This window comes from Syntrophobacter fumaroxidans MPOB (genome assembly GCF_000014965.1).
GTDB classification, from domain to species: Bacteria; Desulfobacterota; Syntrophobacteria; order Syntrophobacterales; family Syntrophobacteraceae; genus Syntrophobacter; species Syntrophobacter fumaroxidans.
Window position 1 is genome coordinate 1,160,435 of sequence record NC_008554.1, and the last position, 20,777, is coordinate 1,181,211.

General features: G+C 56.4%; 15 protein-coding genes. 4 read left to right on the plus strand and 11 right to left on the minus strand.

Features of this window, described 5'->3' with window-relative positions:
• Window positions 1–67: 67 nt before the first annotated feature.
• Entirely contained in the window at window positions 68–595 is a 528-nt protein-coding gene (locus tag SFUM_RS04905) for a thioredoxin domain-containing protein (protein WP_011697812.1), read from the plus strand.
• A 1,288-nt stretch (window positions 596–1,883) separates the two neighbouring features.
• On the opposite strand, the gene SFUM_RS04920 is transcribed toward SFUM_RS04905, so the two are convergent.
• Entirely contained in the window at window positions 1,884–2,807 is a 924-nt protein-coding gene (locus tag SFUM_RS04920; protein WP_041439882.1) for a response regulator, read from the minus strand.
• Between the two features lie 435 nt (window positions 2,808–3,242).
• On the opposite strand from SFUM_RS04920, the gene SFUM_RS04925 reads away from it, so the two are divergent.
• Window positions 3,243–4,601: a sigma-54-dependent transcriptional regulator gene (locus tag SFUM_RS04925; protein ID WP_011697815.1), complete on the plus strand. Its 1,359-nt coding sequence runs from the start codon at window positions 3,243–3,245 to the stop codon at window positions 4,599–4,601.
• 505 nt (window positions 4,602–5,106) lie between these two features.
• Entirely contained in the window at window positions 5,107–7,785 is a 2,679-nt protein-coding gene (locus SFUM_RS04930) for an Ig-like domain-containing protein (RefSeq protein WP_011697816.1), read from the plus strand.
• A 511-nt stretch (window positions 7,786–8,296) separates the two neighbouring features.
• On the opposite strand, the gene SFUM_RS04935 is transcribed toward SFUM_RS04930, so the two are convergent.
• Window positions 8,297–8,692 (minus strand): PilZ domain-containing protein, encoded by a 396-nt coding sequence (locus tag SFUM_RS04935; protein WP_011697817.1) that lies wholly within the window; start codon window positions 8,690–8,692, stop codon window positions 8,297–8,299.
• A 768-nt stretch (window positions 8,693–9,460) separates the two neighbouring features.
• Between SFUM_RS04935 and SFUM_RS04945 the strand changes: the two genes are divergently transcribed.
• Window positions 9,461–10,921, plus strand: coding sequence for a fibronectin type III domain-containing protein (locus SFUM_RS04945; protein WP_011697819.1), 1,461 nt, complete (start codon window positions 9,461–9,463; stop codon window positions 10,919–10,921).
• A 95-nt stretch (window positions 10,922–11,016) separates the two neighbouring features.
• Here SFUM_RS04945 and SFUM_RS04950 read toward each other — a convergent pair whose 3' ends face one another.
• The 9 genes from SFUM_RS04950 to SFUM_RS04995 all read right to left on the minus strand — a co-directional run bounded on the left by SFUM_RS04950 (window position 11,017) and on the right by SFUM_RS04995 (window position 20,758).
• Entirely contained in the window at window positions 11,017–11,316 is a 300-nt protein-coding gene (locus tag SFUM_RS04950) for a PEP-CTERM sorting domain-containing protein (protein WP_011697820.1), read from the minus strand.
• A 323-nt stretch (window positions 11,317–11,639) separates the two neighbouring features.
• Window positions 11,640–12,536, minus strand: coding sequence for an exosortase/archaeosortase family protein (locus tag SFUM_RS04955; RefSeq protein WP_011697821.1), 897 nt, complete (start codon window positions 12,534–12,536; stop codon window positions 11,640–11,642).
• A gap of 74 nt (window positions 12,537–12,610) precedes the next feature.
• On the minus strand, window positions 12,611–13,228 hold the full coding sequence (locus tag SFUM_RS04960) for a hypothetical protein (protein WP_150109435.1): 618 nt from the start codon (window positions 13,226–13,228) through the stop codon (window positions 12,611–12,613).
• A gap of 213 nt (window positions 13,229–13,441) precedes the next feature.
• Complete coding sequence (locus SFUM_RS21415; protein ID WP_011697823.1) at window positions 13,442–14,230, minus strand: class I SAM-dependent methyltransferase; 789 nt, start codon at window positions 14,228–14,230, stop codon at window positions 13,442–13,444.
• A gap of 111 nt (window positions 14,231–14,341) precedes the next feature.
• The gene (locus tag SFUM_RS21420; RefSeq protein WP_011697824.1) at window positions 14,342–15,214 is read right to left on the minus strand and encodes a class I SAM-dependent methyltransferase; all 873 of its coding nucleotides are present in this window, start codon (window positions 15,212–15,214) and stop codon (window positions 14,342–14,344) included.
• 200 nt (window positions 15,215–15,414) lie between these two features.
• On the minus strand, window positions 15,415–16,572 hold the full coding sequence (locus tag SFUM_RS04975; RefSeq protein WP_011697825.1) for a carboxylate--amine ligase: 1,158 nt from the start codon (window positions 16,570–16,572) through the stop codon (window positions 15,415–15,417).
• A gap of 192 nt (window positions 16,573–16,764) precedes the next feature.
• Window positions 16,765–18,363: a lipopolysaccharide biosynthesis protein gene (locus tag SFUM_RS04980; RefSeq protein WP_049766291.1), complete on the minus strand. Its 1,599-nt coding sequence runs from the start codon at window positions 18,361–18,363 to the stop codon at window positions 16,765–16,767.
• A 321-nt stretch (window positions 18,364–18,684) separates the two neighbouring features.
• Window positions 18,685–19,419, minus strand: coding sequence for a ChbG/HpnK family deacetylase (locus tag SFUM_RS04985; RefSeq protein ID WP_011697827.1), 735 nt, complete (start codon window positions 19,417–19,419; stop codon window positions 18,685–18,687).
• 217 nt (window positions 19,420–19,636) lie between these two features.
• Window positions 19,637–20,758 carry a lipid II:glycine glycyltransferase FemX gene (locus SFUM_RS04995; protein ID WP_041439892.1) on the minus strand — a complete coding sequence of 374 codons (1,122 nt, stop codon included), beginning with the start codon at window positions 20,756–20,758 and terminating at the stop codon, window positions 19,637–19,639.
• Window positions 20,759–20,777 lie beyond the last annotated feature (19 nt).

Consider the following 20,777-nt stretch of genomic DNA (forward strand, 5'->3'; position numbering starts at 1 on the left):
GGCCTGCCGAAAGGCGAGAATATGGAACAGGAACGCATTGACTATCACACAGAATCGGGAGGATCCAATGAACAGGATGACGCAAACGGCCCTTTTCGCACTGGTGATTGCAGTCTCGGTATTTCTTTTCCAAGGAGTCGGTCTCGCTTTTTACGACGATGAGGAAATCATGGGGAAATGCAGTCCGCTGGTGGGGAAAACAACCAAGGAACAAGTCTACGAGGCCTGCCCGGCGATGAAAATGAATGCGGATGTGTATTACCTGAACGAGGACGCGATCCGGCAGCTCAAGGACGTTAAGGACAAGGTCGAGGTGATCGCGGTATTGGGAACATGGTCGGCGGAATCCCAACAGCAGGCCGGGAGATTTTTCAGAATTCTCGACGCAACCAAGAACGCCGGAATTTCAGTCGCCGTTTACGCCGTGGATGAAGACATGAGCGATAAAACCGGGATTGCCGAACGGTACCGGGTCGACACCCTTCCCACGATAATCTTTGTTAGGAACGGGAAAGAGCTGGGAAGAATCATCGAAGCGCCGAAAACCACGCTCGAGGCCGAAACGTTGGCCATCCTGAGCGCAAAAGGTGCATAGCCGGCTGCCGCTTTCCCGGCATTCCTCAAATCGGTGAACGCGTGATCTCCTCCAGTCGAAATCCCGATCCGGCATGCCGATGGGGCCGGCCCGCCCAGCCGGCCCCGCGCGCGTTTCAGCCGGGACCGAAAAGCGGGACACCATCCCGGAACTTGGATGGCCAGGCGATCGGATCGATCAACGATGCCGCTTTGCCCATGAGCCAAACGTCGAAGCATTGCCGGCTTTCCCGCAAGCCATGAAAACCCCGGCATCCTGTCCGAACGCTCCCCGTCTCTCCCGCACGCTCAACCGTCTTTGCGCCCCGCATGCCGAGCATCGGCCCGGGGTGGGTTGTGTGGTTTCTCTTTTTTTTACTTTTTTTCTCACCGACGGAACCCCGAATCCTCCCCCCGGCGGGACCTTGTAGGCATTTCCCTGCACACGCTGCCCCGAAAACCCTACACTCCGTTCGACACTGCCGCGTGAAACTCCTCGGGCCGGTCCCCGCACAAGCTCGCAAACTTCAGCGCATACTTCGCGGGTTCGGCAAAAGCAACCATTCCTGATCGGCATCCTCAAACCGGTCTCCACGTCGACCGAAAACGGGTTCCGGATTCTCGCCGCCGGGCTCGAAGGCCTTTTCCCACGAGAGTTGCCGTACGTGCCTGGAAATACAGGTTCGTAATTCGAGTTTCATTCTCGTTTCTCTTCTGCTCACGCATCAGCCCGTAACGTCCATATATACCGGGAAAATTCAGCGCATGCCCGAATTCCATCGTGAATCTCCGGGCTTGTTGCTCCCCGGTTCCTCTGAAGCCGCTACAGACCAACGCCTGGAAGACCCGCTCACCGGGGTTCAAAACAATGAGAAGACCTTGCCGAGATATCCCTGTCGTTTGCGGCGGGCGACGAAACGGACCTCGTATTCACCGTCTCATACGAAGTTGCGTGCAAGATGGATCTTTCAAACACAAAAGAGCGGGGGAATGATTCCCCCGCACCCCCCAAGTTTCGGCCACACGCGCAAGCGCGTGAGGCCGAGTGCTCGGCGCTGTCGGCGACTGGCCGAAGGCCGCCGCCGCAGCGCCACACGGAGCCGCGAAGCAGCGAGGGGGTGTGGGGGATACGTCCCCCACGCTTTGAGAGTATCATTTTGAACGCAATTATCCATGCCCCCTGCGACACCCGCGAAGCATGAAAACAGACTCCCGAGGGAGTCTGTTTTCTAGGTAAATCCGTATCATTGCCCTCCGACAGCTGATTCCGGGCTCTTGAAGGTGAACGGACATCCCGGCGATCTCGAGACCTATCCCTTATTCCCCTGCAATTTGTGGCGTTCGCTGGAATAGAGGAAGTTTTTCAGACTGTATCGTGCATTGTTGATCTTCAGTTTTTTCCGGATATTTTTCCGATGCGATCGAACAGTACTCGGGGAAACATGGAGCTGTCTGGCTATTTCTTCCGTGGTATTTCCATGCTTTATGAGGGATGCAATACGAAATTCAGTAATGGAAAGCTTGAACGCCAGGTTTGCGTCCGGTGAGAAATCTGAGGTGAGATCTTCAACTTGCCTAATAAGCATATCAATTTGATTATTATAATGTGAAGAAATATTATCGTTTCGCAACTTCTCAATAGAAGGAACGATAAGAGATCTAAGTTTCACTGCAATCTGCTTCTCCAAATCGTCTTTTTCGCTTTCAATATTCTGTGCAAAAATAGCCAATGCTTTGTTTGTCTCTCTCAACTGCTTGTTCAGATACTCCAGTCGTTCTTGATTTGAAATCAGTTCCGTTTGACTCTTGTGAAGATCGTAGAACAGTCTCGCCACTTTACGTTTGTCATGGAGGGTTTTCATAGTGCGTGAAATAACATGGAACAGCAGTTCTCCTGGGAAAGGCTTTTCAAGGAAGTCAAAGGCCCCAAGTTGTAGTGCTTTTATTGCAATATCTTTGTCAGGATATCCCGTCATGACGATTATGCTGCAATCTGGATAGTGTGATCTAATACTCGGAATCAAATCGAGACCATTGACTTCTCCTAAAAATACATCAAGCAATAAGATATCAAATTTGCTTTCAAGAATACGTTCAATATTATACTTAGGTCCACGAATATATCTTACATCAAAATTTTGAGACAATAACAAATCAGCAAGAAGCTGGGAAAAAGATTCATCGTCATCTGCAATAAGTATACTGAAATCAGTATCAAAATCATAATGTTCCATTTCAATCAAGCCTTAATAAAATTTATTGCTTCAGCATTTTGATATCAGGCAATTCTCTGTTATAATCATTCACGTCATTCTACCGGAACGGACCGTACGGACGATAGTGAGCGGAATGTTCGAAAAGACCTTGTTTTTTGCTCATGAATATGCCGATCGAAGCCGTACGCGAAAGTCTTGAACCGCCGGGAAACCGACCGCCTCAGGGCTGAACACGCCAAGTCGTTGTGTAAGATGAGCTTTGAGTATCCCGTCTCAATGATGCGTTGAGCGGATGGACTGCCGGCTCGCCGATGAAGCTTCCACAAAAGTAGTCAAGTGATTTTAATAACTTCAATGTGAGTGAATAATCCTATGCAACAATTTTTAAATTGTCAAGTCAAATGCCAATGATATAAAATATCCCGCAACATATCCCACCAACCCGGAGTGGTCATGGCCAGCGTATTTGTCATCGAGGACGATCGCCGTTGGAGAGCGTGCCTTAGGGAAGCGCTCCAACCCATGCACTCAGTCGTATTTACGTCTGAGAATACAACCGGTTACGATTTATTAGCGAGAGAAGCACATGAGGCTGTTATTATCAACCTGGAAGCAATATCATCAAACGGGATCGAAAGACTGAAAGAGCTGCGAAGGGTCCTTCCCTACACGCCCTTGATCGTTACCAGTCCACTTGGGGCGACGGAGTTCATCGTCGAGGCGGTGAAGGCCGGCGCGGTTGACTTCGTTCCCAAGCCCTATTCCGGAACGAGGATCAAACTGGCGGTCGACAAGGCTCTTGAAAACCGAAGCCTCAGGGATGAGATCGACTACCTGAGAAGGCAGCAGGATATTATTTATGATTTCGATGGGATAATTGCGGCCAGCGCTTCGATGAAACATGCGATGTCGACCATCAGAAAGCTTGCCCATTCGGATTCCGTCGTTCTCATGACGGGAGAGACCGGCACGGGGAAAAGCATTCTCTCCGGGGCGATTCACTTCAACAGTGCACGTCGCAGGAAGCCTTTCGTCAAGATCAATTGCGCCAACATACCTGAGGCGCTCCTTGAAAGCGAGCTTTTCGGGCACGAGAAGGGAGCCTTCACCAGCGCGAACAAGACTCGGGTGGGACGGCTGGAGCAGGCCAACGGCGGCAGCGTGTTTCTGGACGAAATCGGGGAGCTCTCCCTGGCCCTGCAGGCCAAATTCCTGCGGGTCCTGGAAGAAAAAGCCTTCGAACGGCTCGGTGGGAATCAGACGATTCATAGCGACATAAGGATCATTGCCGCCACGAACAAGAACCTTGACGAACAGGTGACAAACGGGGCATTTCGGGAAGATCTCTACTACCGCGTCAATGTGCTCCGAGTCCACTTGCCGCCCTTGCGGAACAGGCGCGAATGCATCGAGCCCCTTTCGTATCATCTCCTGGGCAAGATATGCCGTACCGCCAGGAAACGAATAGAGGGATTCCTCCCCGAAGTCATCGCCCTATTCAAAGACTATCACTGGCCCGGGAACATCCGCGAGCTCTCGAACACAATCGAACGGTCCGTTTTTCTCGAGGAGAACAGGGTCATTCATGCTGAGAACGTGTTCCTGCCTCTTCCCGCTCGCAGGAGCGACAGAACGGACTCCACCCTCAAGGAGTTGACCCTCCGGGAGAAGGAAATGATCCTGGATGCACTGGAGGCATGCCACTGGACGCAGAAAGACGCGGCTTCGATGTTGGGCATCACGCCGCGCATGCTCAATTACAAGGTAAAAAAATACGGCATAACCCATCCCAGGTGGCGCAAGAACAGGTGATACCCTCCATTGTCGCCCCGTTTCTCTCTCCCATTGAACAGGTCCTATTGCGTAGGACCCCGGGCGCGGCTTCCCGCGTTTGCGGTCGTCGGACGGAGGAGATTACAACCTTGTAATACCGGTTTCATTTTCTTCCTTCACGGTCATGCGGGATCCGTTCCCGAGAGTCTTTCGACGGAGCCTTTTCCATCATCCCGGCACTTTGCTTTCCCCGCCTTCGATCCGTTTTCTCAGCAATATTCTTTGTAAGCCCCTTGCATTGCCTTCCGGGATTCGCTCCACCAGGTGCGAACGGGACCTGAGTTTTCCCCTGGCATCAAAATTGCTCCTCTCTGGTCGCACGTATCGCCCATGGAAATTCTCGAAGGGCACACAATCCTGAAGAACAACCACATTGATGCTATGCGCCCAAGCGCCAGGTGCCTGGGATGCGGCAGGTGGGTTGCCGATGGCGAACAGCGCCTCCCGGGGCTGATTCTCGCGCGGCGCCCGCATGGAGGACAACATGCCTGGTCACAATCTGTCCGGCGTCTCGGCAAGAGGCCGTTCCCTTCTTTTCCATCTCATCGTCTTCCTGGCTGTAATCCTGACTTCTTTCTCGGTTGCATCAAGTGCCTACCCGGCTTCGGCCTCTCTTACCTGGGACCCCGTCACGGCAACGAATCTCACGGGCTACAGAATCTACTACGGAACATCGAGCCGCAGCTACACCGCCAGCGTGACCCTGGCCGACGTGACCGCCGGCACCGTCCCGAACCTTGCCGAAGGAACGACATACTTTTTCGCCGTCACATCCCTCGGTGACGTGAACGAGGAAAGCGATTATTCTGAAGAAGTATCCTGCACCATTCCATCTGCCAACCTTGCACCCGTTGCTCAGGACACTTCTCTGAGCACGGATGAGGATACACCGGAGTCCTGCACGCTCATTGCCGCCGACGGGGACGGAGACCCTCTGAGCTTCAGCATCGTCACCCAGGGCACCTTGGGAACCGCCGTCATCACAAACGCCTCCAGCGGTTCCGTCACATACACCCCAAAGCCAAATGCCTTTGGGACGGACACCTTCACCTATAAGGCCTCCGACGGAAAATCGAATTCGAACACGGCGACCGTGTCCGTGACGATCTCTCCGGTGAACGATGCCCCGATAGCCCTCGGCGACAGTGTTTCGACCTCGAGAAACACCCCGGTCATCGTCAACGTGCTTGCAAACGACACCGACGCGGACGGGGACGTGTTGATGACCGCCTCCTTTACACAGGGGCTCCACGGCACGGTCCAGGTCAGCGGCGCTTCCCTTCTTTACACGCCCTTCCCGGATTTCAACGGCAATGATTCCTTCAGCTATACGGTGAACGACGGACATGACGCCACGGCAACGGCCACGGTGACGGTTGCCGTCGTAATCCCCAACGAACCTCCGGTGGCTCAGCAATCCGCCATCGACACAACCGAGGACACGCCCGGGAGCGGCACGCTCATTGCCGCCGACGGGAACGGAGACCCTCTGACCTTCAGCATCGTCGCCCAGGGCACTTTGGGAACCGTGGTCGTGACAAACCCGTCCATTGGTTCCTTCACCTACACCCCGAAGTCCAATGCTTTTGGAACGGATGCTTTCACCTTCAAGGCCTCCGACGGAAAGGCGAATTCGAACACGGCGACCGTGACCGTGACGATTTCCCCCGTGAACGACGCTCCGACGGCATTGAACGACGCCGTTTCGACGCCCCAAAACACCGCGGTCACCGCCGACGTGCTTTCGAACGACACCGACGCGGACGGCGACGTGTTGACGGTTTCCACCTTCACTCAGGGTCTCAACGGGACGGTCCGGCTCGACAATGGTTTCCTGCGATACACGCCCAACACTGATTTCAACGGAACCGATTCGTTCAATTACACGGTTGCCGACGGTTGCGGCGGCACGGCATCCGCAACGGTGACGATCGCCGTCGTGGCTGCCAACAGCCCCCCTCTGGCCTACAACAAGAACGTCCAGGCCCTGGCGAACAAGCCCGTCAGTAGTCTCCTCAAGGCGACCGATCCGGAAAGAGACCCTCTGACTTTCAGCATCGTCAGCAACGGCACTCGCGGCACGGCGGTACTCAACAATCCCGTCAACGGGGCCTTCACCTATACCCCCAATTCCAATGTCACCGGAACGGACACTTTCACTTTCAAGGCCAATGACGGCAAGCGAGACTCCAACACGGCCGTTGTGACCGTCAAGATCAAGAACAACAGAACGGCCGTCGTCGTCGAGGCCGAGGAAGCCTCTATGTTCTCGACGCCCATGACGAAGGGATCGGATGCATCGGCTTCCGGTGGGGGCTACATTTGGGTTCCAACCGGAACGGGAAGCATTTCAACCCCGTTTCAGGAAGGCGGCTCGGCCCATTACGTCTTCAAGGTGCCGAGCGCCGGCAAGTACCGGGTATGGGCCCGGGAATACTCCAGAAACACGGCCCACAACTCATTTTTCATCTCCCTGGACGGCGGGGATTTCCTCCCCTGCAACACGGCTCTGGTCAAAAAATGGGAATGGGAACAACTGCGGATCGGGAATTCCGGCAAACCGCTCGTGGTGCACCTGACTCCCGGCGAGCATACACTGCGAATCAAACAGAAGGAGGACGGCACAAGAATCGACAAGCTGCTGCTCTCGACCAACCCGAGACATTTCCCCTCCACCGTGTATTCTTACGGAGCAGCCGGAGTGTTCGGCGATTGGAGCATCACCGATCCCGATCCGCCGGGGGGACGGGTCTCCTCGATCCCCGATATCGAGAGGGAAAGCGTCGTCGTCAGTTTGTCGGGCAGCGGCATCAGGAACGAATACCACCTTGGATCGGATCACGAGGGCTGGCACAATTCGCGTCAATTCGACCTCCAGTGGAGCATGAAATTCGCGGAAGACTACCTGATTTCCGTCCATCTGAAAACGACCGCCGGTTACCGACGAATCGTGTATCAGCCCATGGACCTCGACTTCATTGAAAAGCACGGCGACGCCGTGAAGTGCGGGCTGGGATCGAGCACCAGAAACGGCGAGTGGCACACCATTATCCGGGACCTGCGGGCGGATCTCGGCCGCGTCCTGCCCGGCATTGCCATATTGGAGGTCAACGGAATCTCCGTTCGCGGAAGCGGCAGAATCGACAACGTGAGGCTGAGGTAGCCTGACGAGGGGGCGCGGAATGCGCCTCCCGGAAAAAACAAATCGGGCCATGAGTCCCCGGGTTTCGGTCTCATGGCCCGATTTTCAGACATTCCGTCTCATACCGGCCTGCGGTCAAGGCGGCAACACTGGGCGGGAGAGCATGAAGCTCTCCCTTTGCTGCATGTAGTTATATGGCGTCCGTCCCCGCCCGCCTCCCCTTGCGTCGAGCCCTCTCATCGCGCCACATCGAACGCAAATCGGCATCCATCATCGATCCGCCGCCGGTGAAGCAAGCGGCAGGGACTCTATACCGGCTCTCGCGCAAACACTCGTCATGCACGTGACGTTTCACTCCACCCTCGAACTCCGCGGTTTGGCCGCGCCCCGAAAAAGTGCCTCAACCGCATGGCATCAACATTTCTTGCACACTCTCGTCGCGGAAACCACCGGATCGAACGCTGCCCGGGCGGAAGACCCGGCCCGCCGCCGGAATCCGGCCGGAGCGCCGACCCGCAAGCCCGGGCAGGCGTCAGCGGAATTCGTTGATCACCGGCATCAACCCGCTCATCTGCTCTTCGGAGAGCCGCGCAAATTCCAGGCCGCAACGCCTGTTTTCCAAACCGATGAGACTCTGATAATCGTTGCACCTGATATCGTAGACCACTCTGCACAATATCCTGGAAATGTACAGGCCCCTTGAATTGGAGAAGATGTCTATCTCCACCCTATCCACTCGGCAGTGTTCTTCCAATGCCAGGTATTCAAAGGAGATGCCTGTCTTGCTTATGTCCATGATCCTTCCCAGCCTGTAAAGACCGGAGCAGAAGGTCAGGTAGATGTTGTCCCGGATTCGGAAACGCTTGCATCGGCGTTTTTCCATGACGGACGACAGGTTGTTCGTGGAGGGTTGCTCTTCTGATCGCATATGTGTTCCCCTCGGTAAAGCATAAGTGATCCTGCGCGGGCTCAGCCGGTTGTGCTCCACGTTGACGGAATCCTCTTCCGACTGTTCTCGTTCGCTGAGGAGCATCCGAATCTGTTGCGGCTCAAGCAGCCGGCGCACCCTCGACCCCGGGTGACCGTTCTCCACGCTTCGATGACCGTAAGACCGGATATCTGAAAGCACTCCGTCTTCGTTCGGCAGACCGCGATCGCATCCGCCGGCGGGTACCCTCGCGGGTACAGGCCCTTCTCTTCCGCCGGCGAAAGCCCATAGAGCGGGGATTCCTGAAAAAGCCGGAATCCTATGAATCGAGCTTTCCCCGATCCCCAGTGCCCGGTCTCGCCCCCCTCCGGTTCTCCGGAGCAACGGGCCGGGTCACGGGAATTATCCCTGCATCGTTGGCTCCATCCGCCCACTCCCCTTTTCTCCGAAGGCTTTCCGGAAGGTGTTCGACCTCGGGCTCTAAACCGATCTTCCCGGCACCCATTCCCGACACCTGGCGCCTTCCGGACCACGGATTGAGTTTCCTGTTTGTTTTCAACACATTGATGGATGCCGACGGTCCGGGGGCAGCCTTCGACGCGAACCCCGCACTCCGGACATTCAATGCGGAGGTCCGGACAAACCACCCGTTCCGTCCAAAATCGCTTGCGCGAGCGCCGAAGTTCCTGTATACGGTAGCTGGCTCTCAGAGCGGGAGCGGCGCCACAACCGTCGCTCCCCCTCAAAAAACATCATTGGAGGTGGAGCATGGCTGAAAGAAAACCCTTGCCCGGCCCCACAACGAAATTCCGGCGCATCCGCCGTTTGACGACTTTCCTGGTTGCCCTCGCGGCCGCCCTCTCGATCGCTCCCGATGTCTTTCCCGCGTCAGTCACCCTGTCCTGGAATCCCGTGTCGTTCAAGAACCTTCGCGGCTACAAAATCTATTGCGGCACATCGCACCGCAACTATTCCCGACGCGTGACGCTGGGCAAAGCGACTTCCGGGACGGTAAGGAACCTTGTGAAGGGCAGAACCTATTATTTTGCCGTAACCTCCTATGCCGCCGGGGTGGAGAGCGGATTCTCAAAAGAAGTGGTCTTCCCCCCGAATGAGGCACCGATCCACGATAAGCGCCTCCAGACGGGTGATTCCGGGGATACGCCCGACACCCCGGCATCCGAGGGCGCATTCGAGCTGCAAGTCTTGTCCGGAACCGATCCCCCGGCTCCCGGCGTCAACGACGCGGGAGGCGATTCCGTTGCGGCGCCCGATTTTGGCGGCATCCAACCGCACGAATCGGTTTACCTGGAGGCGGAAGCCGGCGCTCTGGAGGTCCCCCTGGAAACGGGCGTGACCACGTCCGGCACCGGTTTTATCCGGGTGCCCTTAGGGCGGGAGCCCGTTTCGGACCCCCTGCGGGAAGGGGGCACCGCCACCTATGCATTCACGGTGACCGCCGCCGGAGACTATACCTTCTGGGGACGCGAATACTGTCCGTACAGCACCCGCAATTCCTTTTTCGTCTCGGTCGATTCCGGCCCTTTCCTCACCTGGAACACCGCGATCGTCAACGGGTGGCTGTGGGACCAGGTGCGCGACGGGTCCTCCGGTTCCCCGTTGAAACTGCGGCTGAGGGCCGGCGACCATACGCTCAGGATCAAGCAAAAAGAGGACGGCACGCGCTTGGACAAGATCCTGATCACCAGCGTGCCGCAGCCGTTCCCCTCAACGCTCTATTGCGCGGTATCGCGCGGAGTGCCGGGCCGATGGAGCATCACCGACTCCGACCCGCCCGGGGCGAAGGTCTTGAGCGTGTTTGACGACGAGCGGGGCGGTCCCGTCACGGAATTGTCCGGCTCCGAAACGGCCAACGCGTTTCGCCTGGGCGGCCGGGACCTCGACGGTTGGCACAACACCCGTCAGTTCGTCCTGGAGTGGAGCATGAAGTTCTCCGAGGACTACGTGGTTTCGGTACACCTGCAGACCACGGACGGCTACCGGGAAATCCGGTACAAGCCTCTTGTCGGAAACGGTCCGGGAGACGACCGGACAATCGATTGCGGGCTTGGGCCCGGCACCCTGGACGGCGACTGGCACACCTTCGCCCGCCACCTGCAAAAGGACTTGTCCAGGGCACAGCCGGGGGTAAAAATCCTCGAAGTGAATGGATTCTCGGTTCGCGGCAGCGGCAGAATAGATAACGTGAGGCTCGGGGCCGGCCGTTGATGCGCTGCGGGCCGGCGCCCGGCGCCGATCACCGGCGCCGGACAGACCCGGGTTCCACTCGCTCCCGCCGTGGCGGAAACGAGTGGAGCCTCTTTTTACGCCTTGTCTTTCCTGCTCGCCCGGACAAACAACGCCACGCCGCCCGCGCCCATCAGGAGCGAAAACAGAGTGGCCGGTTCGGGGATCCTGCTCGGCTTGGTGGGCCGCTGGTTTAAACCGCCGGCGCCGGAATCGGAAATGGTACTCGTGCCGGGGCCCCGGTCATTGGACCCGGTTTCGGCTCCCAGAGCGGTTCCCGTGCCCCATCCGGCCGTCTGTTCCACCACGGGGAACGACAGGGCCAGCGCCAGGGCCGCCAGGCCGATGAGACTGAATACCGTGATTCTTTTCATCATCGATCTTCCTCCTCTCTTCTTCTGTGTAAATGCACGTCATCAACCCGGGTCGACGGGATGGATCACGAACGGCGGCCGCCGAGTCGCGGCGCATCTTCGCACGCGCCCTCCTTTTTTCGCGCGAATGCTACCGCCTCCGGACCATCCCATCGACCCCCCTCATCACTCCAGCGAAAACCGGGACCCGTAAAATCCCCGCCCCGGGTCTCCCGTTTTCGAAGGAATCTTGTCCACGCGCTCCCGCCACAGGCGCAAAAAGGCTCCAGGGCCAGAGCATTCCCGAGCGCTCGGGGAGGTCTTTCTGTCGACCGTCGACCGTCGACTCATTTGCAGGAGGACGCGAACCTCCTTCTTCGTTCCAATGCGCGCAGGCCCCATGCAACCGGCGAGAGGAGCAGCAGCGCTACCACGAAGAAGAGGTTCCCGCCCCGCGTATGCCATGGCCCCGCCAGAACACTCTCCCCGAAATTCGCCGTGATCACATAGAGAAACACGATCCGCATGCCGTTCTTGAAAATGGAGATCGCCACCGAGGACAGCAATAAGACTACTCGGCCCGCGGCACTCTTCAGATACACGGTGCCAATCAGCAGGCTCACGATAAAAAGGGCCATGGTCGATCGGATGCCGCTGCATTCCGGCGCCACTTCGAGGTCGATGAAAGGAAGCATCAGGACAAACCCGTCTAATGAAACGGGTATCCCGGCGGTTCTGAAAATCCAGTAGGCCGCATCCAGCGAGCCCCGTTGCAGGAAAGCGGTCAGCGCATCGAGTACCGGGGCCGGAAGCGGAACCATGAGGACGAGGAACAATACGGGGGTCAGAGCGTTCCGAAACGTATTCACACCGTAGAAAAAAACCAGCGTTCCGGTGATGAACCCCACGGCGGAGAGGGTTGACAAAACCAGGCCCTCATCCGCATTCGCGTTCCATTCAGTCATGCGGCACCACACATGGAGAGCCAGGCTCAGAAAAATCCATATTGATCCTGCCGCGTAGGAGTATCCGACTTTGTGGAAAATCTCCTTCCTGTTCCACGCCAGGGCAAACAGGGCGATGAACGGCATCGCCACAATGTATGAATGGGTGTGTGACTCGAGCGATAGAGAGATGAGCCGGCGTAGCGGTTCGGAATAGATGACCAGGCCGACCGCCAGCGAGACGACGAACAATGCAAACCGGGCATCCATGAAGTGCGGAGAATCGGGGGGGCTTTTCAAGATCGGACCTCGAATCGGCTTGCACGCCCGGCATGCACCATCAGCGTGCCGGGCCTGACCGGAAATCACGCCGTTCACCAATAGAACAAAAGAGCGTACAGATACCCCGCCATATCTCGCGAGACCCACTTGATGCCCGCCGGCGAAGCCCACCAGAATCGCGGATCGTAATCATCGGTCGGAACGCTGATCATTCCGATATGGACGCCGGGGGGGAGCACCTTCCGGTAAACCGTGTAGGTCTTTCTCGCATGAGGGCCGACCGTAAGGATGTTGACTCCCTTCGACAGGCGCATGTCGGAACCGTCGAGGAACTTTTTGAACGCTTGAGCCGACGTCAAGGTACGATCGAATGCAACATAGGGTGCCGGTACGGCAATGACGTTCGCCTCCTTGACACCGAGCTTCACGATCCTCCGCGCTGAAATGGCGGCGGACGTGGGGCAGCCGGGACAATCCTTCTCACTCGGCCCCCCAGTGGTGACGAGGAGGGAATATCCGCCCCTGTTGAATTCCAGTGCGGCGGACCTCAAGGCATACTCCGGCACCCAACCCTCAACCACCAGGATTTCAGCATCGGCGGGCTGGTTCATGACAAGGAAGGAGTGCATTCCACCGATCCCGAAAACCGCAACACATAACGCTCCTACAATCGCGAACCGCTTGAGCGGCCTGGTCTTCAGTGACGGCATGCGTGCTCTCTCGAGTCCCCGGCAATCGCCCATAAAGCAGCCTGGACACCGCCACCTCGCGATCCGGGATCGCCGCCCGGCGCCATACCGTCCGGCGGCACAATTCCATCCCCGGACCACCGGCAGGCGGGCCATCGGTCAGCTGCGTGCAGCCTGGCCGCCATAGCCGCCGGGGAGGCTGACTCGGCGGTGGCCGTCAAAGTTCGCGGGTCTTCAGAGGATTGCCTTGCGCGGCTTGCCCCGCAACGATCCCGCGCCCTTTCTGAAGCAAATGACGGGTTCGGAAGCCCACCGCGGTGAAAAGTATTTATAGATGAATTGCATGCCGCGGCGAAACGCCAGCGCCTTCAGAGGCGACCTCGATTTGAGCGCCGCGTACCGCGAGCTTGCTTGCGGAATCGGGAGATAGACCGCCTCCGGGGCGAACTGGAACGAGGACACATATTCCAGCAACGTTCTATAGGTGAAGTACCTCACGTGCGCGTAGAATTCATAGCGGTCACGTTCGGACAGAGGATCGTGGAAGGTTTTTCCGGACAATAGGAACGGCAGAAGATAGGTGAGTCCGGAATAGTTCGGTGCCGAGATATAGAGATAACCCCCCGGCTGCAAAATTCTGCCGATCTCGCGGATGAAGTACTCGGTGTTTATGGTGTGCTCGATGACGGCGAGCGCGATCACCGCGTCAAAGCTTCCCTCGGGGAAGGGGAAGGGGTTTTCCGGATCGTCGATGTCGAAAGACACCGTCTGCAGACCGGTGTCTTTCATGATCTGCAGGCATGTTTCGCTGATATCGTTGCAGAGCAGTTCCGCAGGGTATCCGTCGCGTATGTTCCTGCCGACGACCCCCACACCCGAAGCGATATCGAGGACTCTGCGGTGCCCCCGGTTTTCGAAGCATTGGGGAAAAATCCGGTGTCTTTCATGGAACGCCGGATACTCGTCCAGTTTCTGAATGCCGCTCAGGCGCTCTTCTTCAAGGGGAATCGCATCGGTCCTCATCGTGAATCATCTTTCGTCAGTCTATTGTTATGGTATGCGCCGGCGTTCATGGAACGGACGGAGAAAACGACCGTTTGCACGCCTGCGCCCTTTTGCGGGAATACGAATCCATCACCGCTTTCTCAGGGTGATAACCCATCGGTTTGCCAGGTACTTGAGCGGGGCGAACCGCTCCAGGGCTCCTTCCAGGCGATCACTGATCCTTTTGTCGGCTTCCATCGAGAAGATGCTCCTGCCCAGAAAGAGAAACGGACCGAATCCGATACTCGCCCGGGCGGTCTCGACCAGGCGGGCTCTCACAAATGCCTGGTTCAGCCGGCCATAGGTGTACTTTCGATTCGCAAAGGCGGTATTCGTTGCCAATGAATCCGGCTGCGCCGTCCCATCCGATTTCCACTTCAGCTTCTTGATGCGAACATAGTCCATGATTCTCTTCAGATAGTACGCGTCCAGGAAGACGCTCATCCTCGTCATATTGGGAAGCGAAATGATCGCCAGCCCATCCTTTTTCAGAACCCTTCCGATTTCCCCGACCGCCTTTTCATCCGTCGGAAGATACTGCAGCACGCCCAGGCTGAAAACCGTATCCAGCGATTCGTCCTCGAAAGGAAGGTGTTCGATGTCTCCCTGCATGAGCACGGGCCTAAAGCCGTTTTCCGACACTTTTTCTCTCGCCGTGAAAAGCATTTCATTGGCAAGATCCATACAGAAGACATCGTGTCCCAACTCTGCGACCGTCCTTGAAAGCTCACCCGCGCCACACCCCGCGTCGAGGACTCTTGCGCGTTGACTGCGATTCAGGGCGACGAAACTCTCGACGGCCACCTTCAGCCTTCTTTTCATCTCGTGTGCGGCCAGGTAGGTGAAGTGCGGCCCCTCCTCATACACATCTTTCCAGAAGCGCGCATCGTTATCGAAAAAATCCGAGACGATCCTCTTTTTGGCATCCATGCTGCCGGAGGTTCTCAGTGCCGCATGCCCCATAAAGGAGCATCCTCTCATCTCGAGGCTTTCAGGAAAATGTCCGGGACCTGTCATAGTTTTTTCGCTTCCGGTTTTGGTTTTTCACGTCTTATCTTCCGCCAGGGGCGGATTTGCCCGAAGCCGAGTCTTGCGTTTTATGAAGCCGCCGGCCGGGCCGACCCGCTCCATGCTCTCGATGCCTCCGCCGCACGCGTGCGGAATCATTTCGCGGCATTGCTTGCAAAATCAAAGCATCTTTTCACAAAGGGGCGCAAATCCCCCCTGTCGAAAATGGCAAAAACATGGGGTTTCATATAAGGCCTGAAGTACTCGGCCAGGGAGTACCTCTCTTCTCTCAGGTACTTGAGGCTGAAAAGAACGTCTTTCGTCAGGTCGATCCAGTAAGCGCCCGTCTTGAATTCACAGTGCCCGGGGAGGACGCCCTCAACGCGGTGTTTGTATTCGAGCCAGGGAAAGTTGATCCCGCACGAGACGGAAAGCATCGAGGACAAGTTGTGGCGCCCATTGATTTCCATCAACTTGTAAGTACCGTCACGAACGTCTTTTTTGAACTCGGTGCAGGAGTATCCGCGATACCCCGCGGCCTGGACTATTTTGCGCCCGAGGTCGATCACCTCCGGCATGTATTTGCTCACCAGCACTCGAGGCACACCGAAACGCGGCGGCGCCAGTCTGACCTTCTCCGCGGTGAATTCCACCAGCGGTTTTCCATCCCAGAAGTACGAATTGTAGTTGACTCCTCTTGAATCATCCCCCGGTATATGCTCCTGGAGCATCAGTGCCAATCCGTGCGCATCGGCCTCTTTGAACGCGCCAACCGCCTCGTCCAGGCTGTGCGCCTTCACCATCTTCTTCCGAAACACTTCGAAATACAAATGACTGTGGCACGGTTTGATGATGAGTGGAAACCCCATTATTTCGGCATAGCGTTCCAACTCGTCGAGGGACTCGACCTCGAACGTCTTCGGTGAAGGGACGCCGTGAGCTTCCGCAAGCCGATACGTGTATTTCTTGTCGATGATGCTTTGGACTGTTTCCCAGTCTTCGCAGGCCACAATGAAGTGCTCCTCCAATTGCGCCTTGTGCTGTGATACGGCAACGAGAGTCTCATCATCCGCCGGAATGAGGAGCGGTTTCGAATAGGGTTTCGCCCCGTCTATGAGCGCAGCGACAAAATCGGCAGTCTCCGTTGCAGGGTTGGGAACCTTGACTTTCCGGCGGACATGCTTGGAGAGGTATCCCATATCTTCCTCTCGATAGTAGAAAACCGTGACCGGAACTCCCATCCTGCCAAGCGCGCGAATTACGCCAAGACCAATGGTATGGCTGGAAAGAACGATCGCTGGTGTGTTCGGCATTGCTCACTCCTCTGGTGAAATAACCCAAAAGAAGGCTGCTGATGCAGTCCTTGCTCCACGGGCGGCGCAAGAAAGGAACGAAAGTCCGCTGCGCGCGTTGACGGCTGTCGGTTGCCGCCATGCGCAAAGGCGCCACACGGATACCCATTCATCCCTCCCTGCCGGTTGCGGCTCCCGACGGTCCTTCCTCGATCACCTCTGCGCCACGCGATCCTGTCTTCGAGGCCCGGGAATTGCGCCTTTGATTTGGTCCCAGTATTCCGACAGCTGCCGTCTTCCTCCCGGCACGACCAGCCAGACCCCGATGTAGATCGCCGCTCCTCCGATCAGGAATGGAATCACCCATGGGGTCGGAAAAGTCCAGCCAACGGCATACCGCACTCCGAACATGATCAGCGCGGTAATGAGGCTGCACAACGAGCTGATCGCAAGCCCCCTCAACAGAGAGGAAATTTTCACGGGCGTGTGTCTCAGACCGTATGCCAGACAGACCGCCAGAGACAGGAAGACCGCGGAGCTGACGCCTGCCGCGACCCCGATTGCCCCCCAGAGGCTCCCGATACCCTGACAGCAGATGAACAGGATTGCATTGATGAGCCCGAGCCTGAAATATTCCTTTGTTTTTCCGACCGCCTGCAAGGCCGTGGCCACGATATACACTACCGGTTCGATAAAGGCGCCGACGGCGAGGACCTGGAATATCGGAATGGCTTTCGTCCACTTCGCTCCAAGCAGCAGATTGCTGACCAGGTCTGCAAAAAGGGCCACGAAAACCACAACGGGCATGGAGAAAAAAGTCATCAGCCGCAGCAGCTTCTCGAAATGGCTTCTGAACTCCGCCGGTTCCCCCTGCAGGGTACTCAGCGCAGGCAGCGCCACGGTATTGACGGGATATTGAATCTGGCTGACGGGCACCGAAATGAGCTGGTAGGCATTGGCGTATATTCCAACCCAGAATGATCCGTACAACTTGCCGATGATGATCTTGTCGAAGTTCCGCGAGAAGAAATGAACCATGTTGTACCCGGTGACGTTTTTGCCGAAAAACAGGAAATCACCCAGACCGATGTTGCGTTTGGGCAGGCCGGGGCGCCATGCGCAAACAAGAAAAGTCGCAATGAGGACGAACACGTTCCTGGAAAGCTCCCTTGCCACCAATGCCCAGTACCCGAAATCGTAGTAGGCCAGAACGATCGCCACCACTATGCTGAATCCCGTGGAAAAGAGCTGGATGGCTGCAAGCGCGCCGAACCGCATCTGACGTCGAAGCAGCGAATGGTGCTGGATCACCAGGCCGCTCAAAAGAAAGGTGGATGCCAGTACGATCGACACCGCGGTCAAGCGCGGCTCTTGGTAGAACCATGCGATGGTTTTCGAGAGGCCGGCGAGCAGCAGCGCGATCCCCGCGCAAACCAGGATATTGATCCAGAACAGGGTACTGACTTGCTCATGGTTGATCTCTTTTTTCTGGACGGTTGCATCTCCGAGGCCCAGTTCTTTGAACCGTTCAGCGAAGACCATCAGGGAGGCCACCATGGCGATCAAGCCGAAGTCTTCCGGGAGCAGGAGTCTCGCGAGCACGGTGATGGAACCTATGCGGAGGATGTTCGAGCCCAGCTCCGCGGCCATCACGGCAGCGCCTCCCCTGATGGCTTTCCGGCCCAGGTCGGCTCTCAGATGGACGGTTGAAAAGAATTCCCTATATTTTTCATTCAAAGGTTGCTCACCCTGATCGATAGTTTTCTCTCCGACCAGGCACGAATCAGTGTATTGACGCACTTTCTCCGTCACGCCTTCTTCTTTCGTCCTCTTATGGAACCATTCGGCTCTCAGCCGATCACCTGTCTAGGCAAGTCGTGGAACATGTTCGATGAACCAGTTGGGAAATCTTCGTTTCTTATACGAACGGCGTTCACGGCAAGCCGGCAATATTGACGGAAAAGGATAAACCCGGCCTCGCGGGCCGATGTGCCGATCAGACTTGGCAAGGAAGACGGTTTTGCGCCCTTCCGCCCAATGCTACGGATTTGAACACAACCTGGCAGTAAACTTTCCTTAACATAGAGGCTCAATCGGGATAACTGTAACTTTCAAGCAGGACAATATCATAGATTATTTTATCATGTGAAACCATTTCGGCAAGAAACGACCCAAGGCAAAAGCCCGACCAGGATCACTCGTTAAAAAGTAAAATTCAGCGTCAACACCCGGATGGACCATTACTTCGACATGACTGTTTTTAGATAATAGAATCAGCTCATTGAGTCTTCCCCATTCAATCGGGGCGATCGAGTAGAAAGCGTCCGTGATTTTATATTTTTTTGACAACCAAGTATCTACCAAGTGGCGATAATAGCGATTTATGAGGTTCTTCTCGCCACGACGGAAGGTAAAGTTTCTTCTCACGTTCAATCCTTCCGGGATACCGTTGTGAAGAAGCATGTTCATACACAGGTGCATGTGGTGATGTCCGTCGATGCGCGCGGGCGCTTTTCCCAAAAGCCGGGAGAACTCGTCCCACTGTGCCCTGAAAACGTAATCAAATGCCTTGCACAGGAAGGGGTTGAACAGAATTTGACTCGCTTTCCGAGCCTTGAGGTAGGCGGCGACCCGCTGATGCTGCCCGCGCAACTTCCCTGAGACCGTCCGACCGGTCAGTTCCTGGGTGAAGTTGAGGTGAAGTCCGAGGGGCAAGCAATGTTCTCGTGCCAGCGCCGCGGCCCGCTCCGAGTCGTTCATGAAAGCCATCAAGCTCGCGGAGTGAATCCTCCCGTGGCGGTGACACGCCATGATTCGATCGGTGATCTTTTCGGTCCGGCCCAGATCGTCCGCATTCACTTGGAGCATATCACCTTCCCGAGGCTATTCGACGAGGCTGATCGGCTGAATTGGGCCCCGAGAGTTCCCGTGGACTTGACGGTGCCGATGAGTCTCAGGTCCGTCACTCCCTGGAGGTCGAAATCGGAATCCCGGGGGGTGCCGGAGTCCGGGGCTTCTCCTGAGACCATCCCGCAAGTTGAGGCGAAAACCATTGGACCATGGCTTCCCCTCTGGTCACGTTCGGCTATCCTGTATTCTCATGGGATTTTCCGTTCGTCACACCGGAGGCGCGGTATCTTCTCACTCGTGCCGCCCGTTGATAAGCGGACAAAAGCCTCTCACCGCACTCGACGACAAAGGAGCTCAGCCTGTTGTCCGCCACTTGAAACTTTCCAAGCAATTCCTGATCCACCCCACCCTTCCCGGCCAGTCCCTGCTTGAACTGATAGGTCCCCGGATTCGTCTGGGGGTTTATCCCGTTGAGATCATAGTAACGAAAGCCGTTTTCCTTGAGCCATTTCAAAAATGCCCAGTGGACCGCATAGGACCCGTATGTTTTGAGCCCGACAGTACTGGTTGCCCCTATCAAGTACAGACCGGTCGTGCCTATCGTGGTGAAAATGCCTCCGGCACACGGTATGCCGTCCTGACGGCACAGGATGATCTTCAGCTTGAACGACGAGGGCATGTCTTTCTGAACGGATTTCAAGTGTACGAGGTCACTTCGTTCAACAAGTCCTTTGCGGTTCGCCATTTCCAAATAGATTTCCGACATCTCGTCAAACAAGCTCTCATCCTCTCCAAATATCAACTGCAGACGATTCCTTTCCGCCCGGTTCAGGTGGTATCGCCATTTGTGATGCAAACCCGCTTTCAATTCCTCCAGGGACGGTTCCAGGTCGATGATCAATGTTCGCTTGGTCACTCCCTCGTCATGGGGATGGTAACCTTCTTCGATGAGGATTTCACGCAAGGACGCATGGCAACCTCGAAATGCCAGGGGGTACAGGCGCAGAACGAGTCCTCTCCTCAACGACAGTTCATTTCTGAGCGCTCGAACCGCCTGGCGAAACACTTCCTCATCGTCCGGCGCCCCCGCAAGCCGCCACATCGGGCCCCAAAAGACATAGGCGATGCCGGTGTTCGTTCGAGGCACCCGGTGAATCCTCGCCTGTGCCGCGGCTACGACCTCGCGTCCTTTTCTCAGGACCATGTGCGAAACGCCCTTCAGCCCGTAGCGAACCACGTCATAGGACCATGCCTGGTATAGGTTTGCATCCTGAAAACGGTTCATGAGCTCATACCACGCCTCCTTGCTGTTCCGATCGAAATCAACGGAATACGTCATGTCGAGCGTCTTCATCATCGACCTTTCAGGATGCCGG

Excerpts from the sequence above, each read along its gene's own strand:
- SFUM_RS04975 (WP_011697825.1), bottom strand. The coding sequence starts at position 16,572 with ATGCCGAACACACCAGCGATCGTTCTTTCCAGCCATACCATTGGTCTT.
- SFUM_RS04995 (WP_041439892.1), bottom strand. The coding sequence starts at position 20,758 with ATGATGAAGACGCTCGACATGACGTATTCCGTTGATTTCGATCGGAAC.
- SFUM_RS04920 (WP_041439882.1), bottom strand. The coding sequence starts at position 2,807 with ATGGAACATTATGATTTTGATACTGATTTCAGTATACTTATTGCAGAT.
- SFUM_RS04935 (WP_011697817.1), bottom strand. The coding sequence starts at position 8,692 with ATGCGATCAGAAGAGCAACCCTCCACGAACAACCTGTCGTCCGTCATG.
- SFUM_RS04925 (WP_011697815.1), top strand. The coding sequence starts at position 3,243 with ATGGCCAGCGTATTTGTCATCGAGGACGATCGCCGTTGGAGAGCGTGC.
- SFUM_RS04945 (WP_011697819.1), top strand. The coding sequence starts at position 9,461 with ATGGCTGAAAGAAAACCCTTGCCCGGCCCCACAACGAAATTCCGGCGC.
- SFUM_RS04960 (WP_150109435.1), bottom strand. The coding sequence starts at position 13,228 with ATGCCGTCACTGAAGACCAGGCCGCTCAAGCGGTTCGCGATTGTAGGA.
- SFUM_RS04930 (WP_011697816.1), top strand. The coding sequence starts at position 5,107 with ATGCCTGGTCACAATCTGTCCGGCGTCTCGGCAAGAGGCCGTTCCCTT.
- SFUM_RS04950 (WP_011697820.1), bottom strand. The coding sequence starts at position 11,316 with ATGATGAAAAGAATCACGGTATTCAGTCTCATCGGCCTGGCGGCCCTG.
- SFUM_RS21415 (WP_011697823.1), bottom strand. The coding sequence starts at position 14,230 with ATGAGGACCGATGCGATTCCCCTTGAAGAAGAGCGCCTGAGCGGCATT.
- SFUM_RS04985 (WP_011697827.1), bottom strand. The coding sequence starts at position 19,419 with ATGCTCCAAGTGAATGCGGACGATCTGGGCCGGACCGAAAAGATCACC.
- SFUM_RS04905 (WP_011697812.1), top strand. The coding sequence starts at position 68 with ATGAACAGGATGACGCAAACGGCCCTTTTCGCACTGGTGATTGCAGTC.
- SFUM_RS21420 (WP_011697824.1), bottom strand. The coding sequence starts at position 15,214 with ATGGGGCATGCGGCACTGAGAACCTCCGGCAGCATGGATGCCAAAAAG.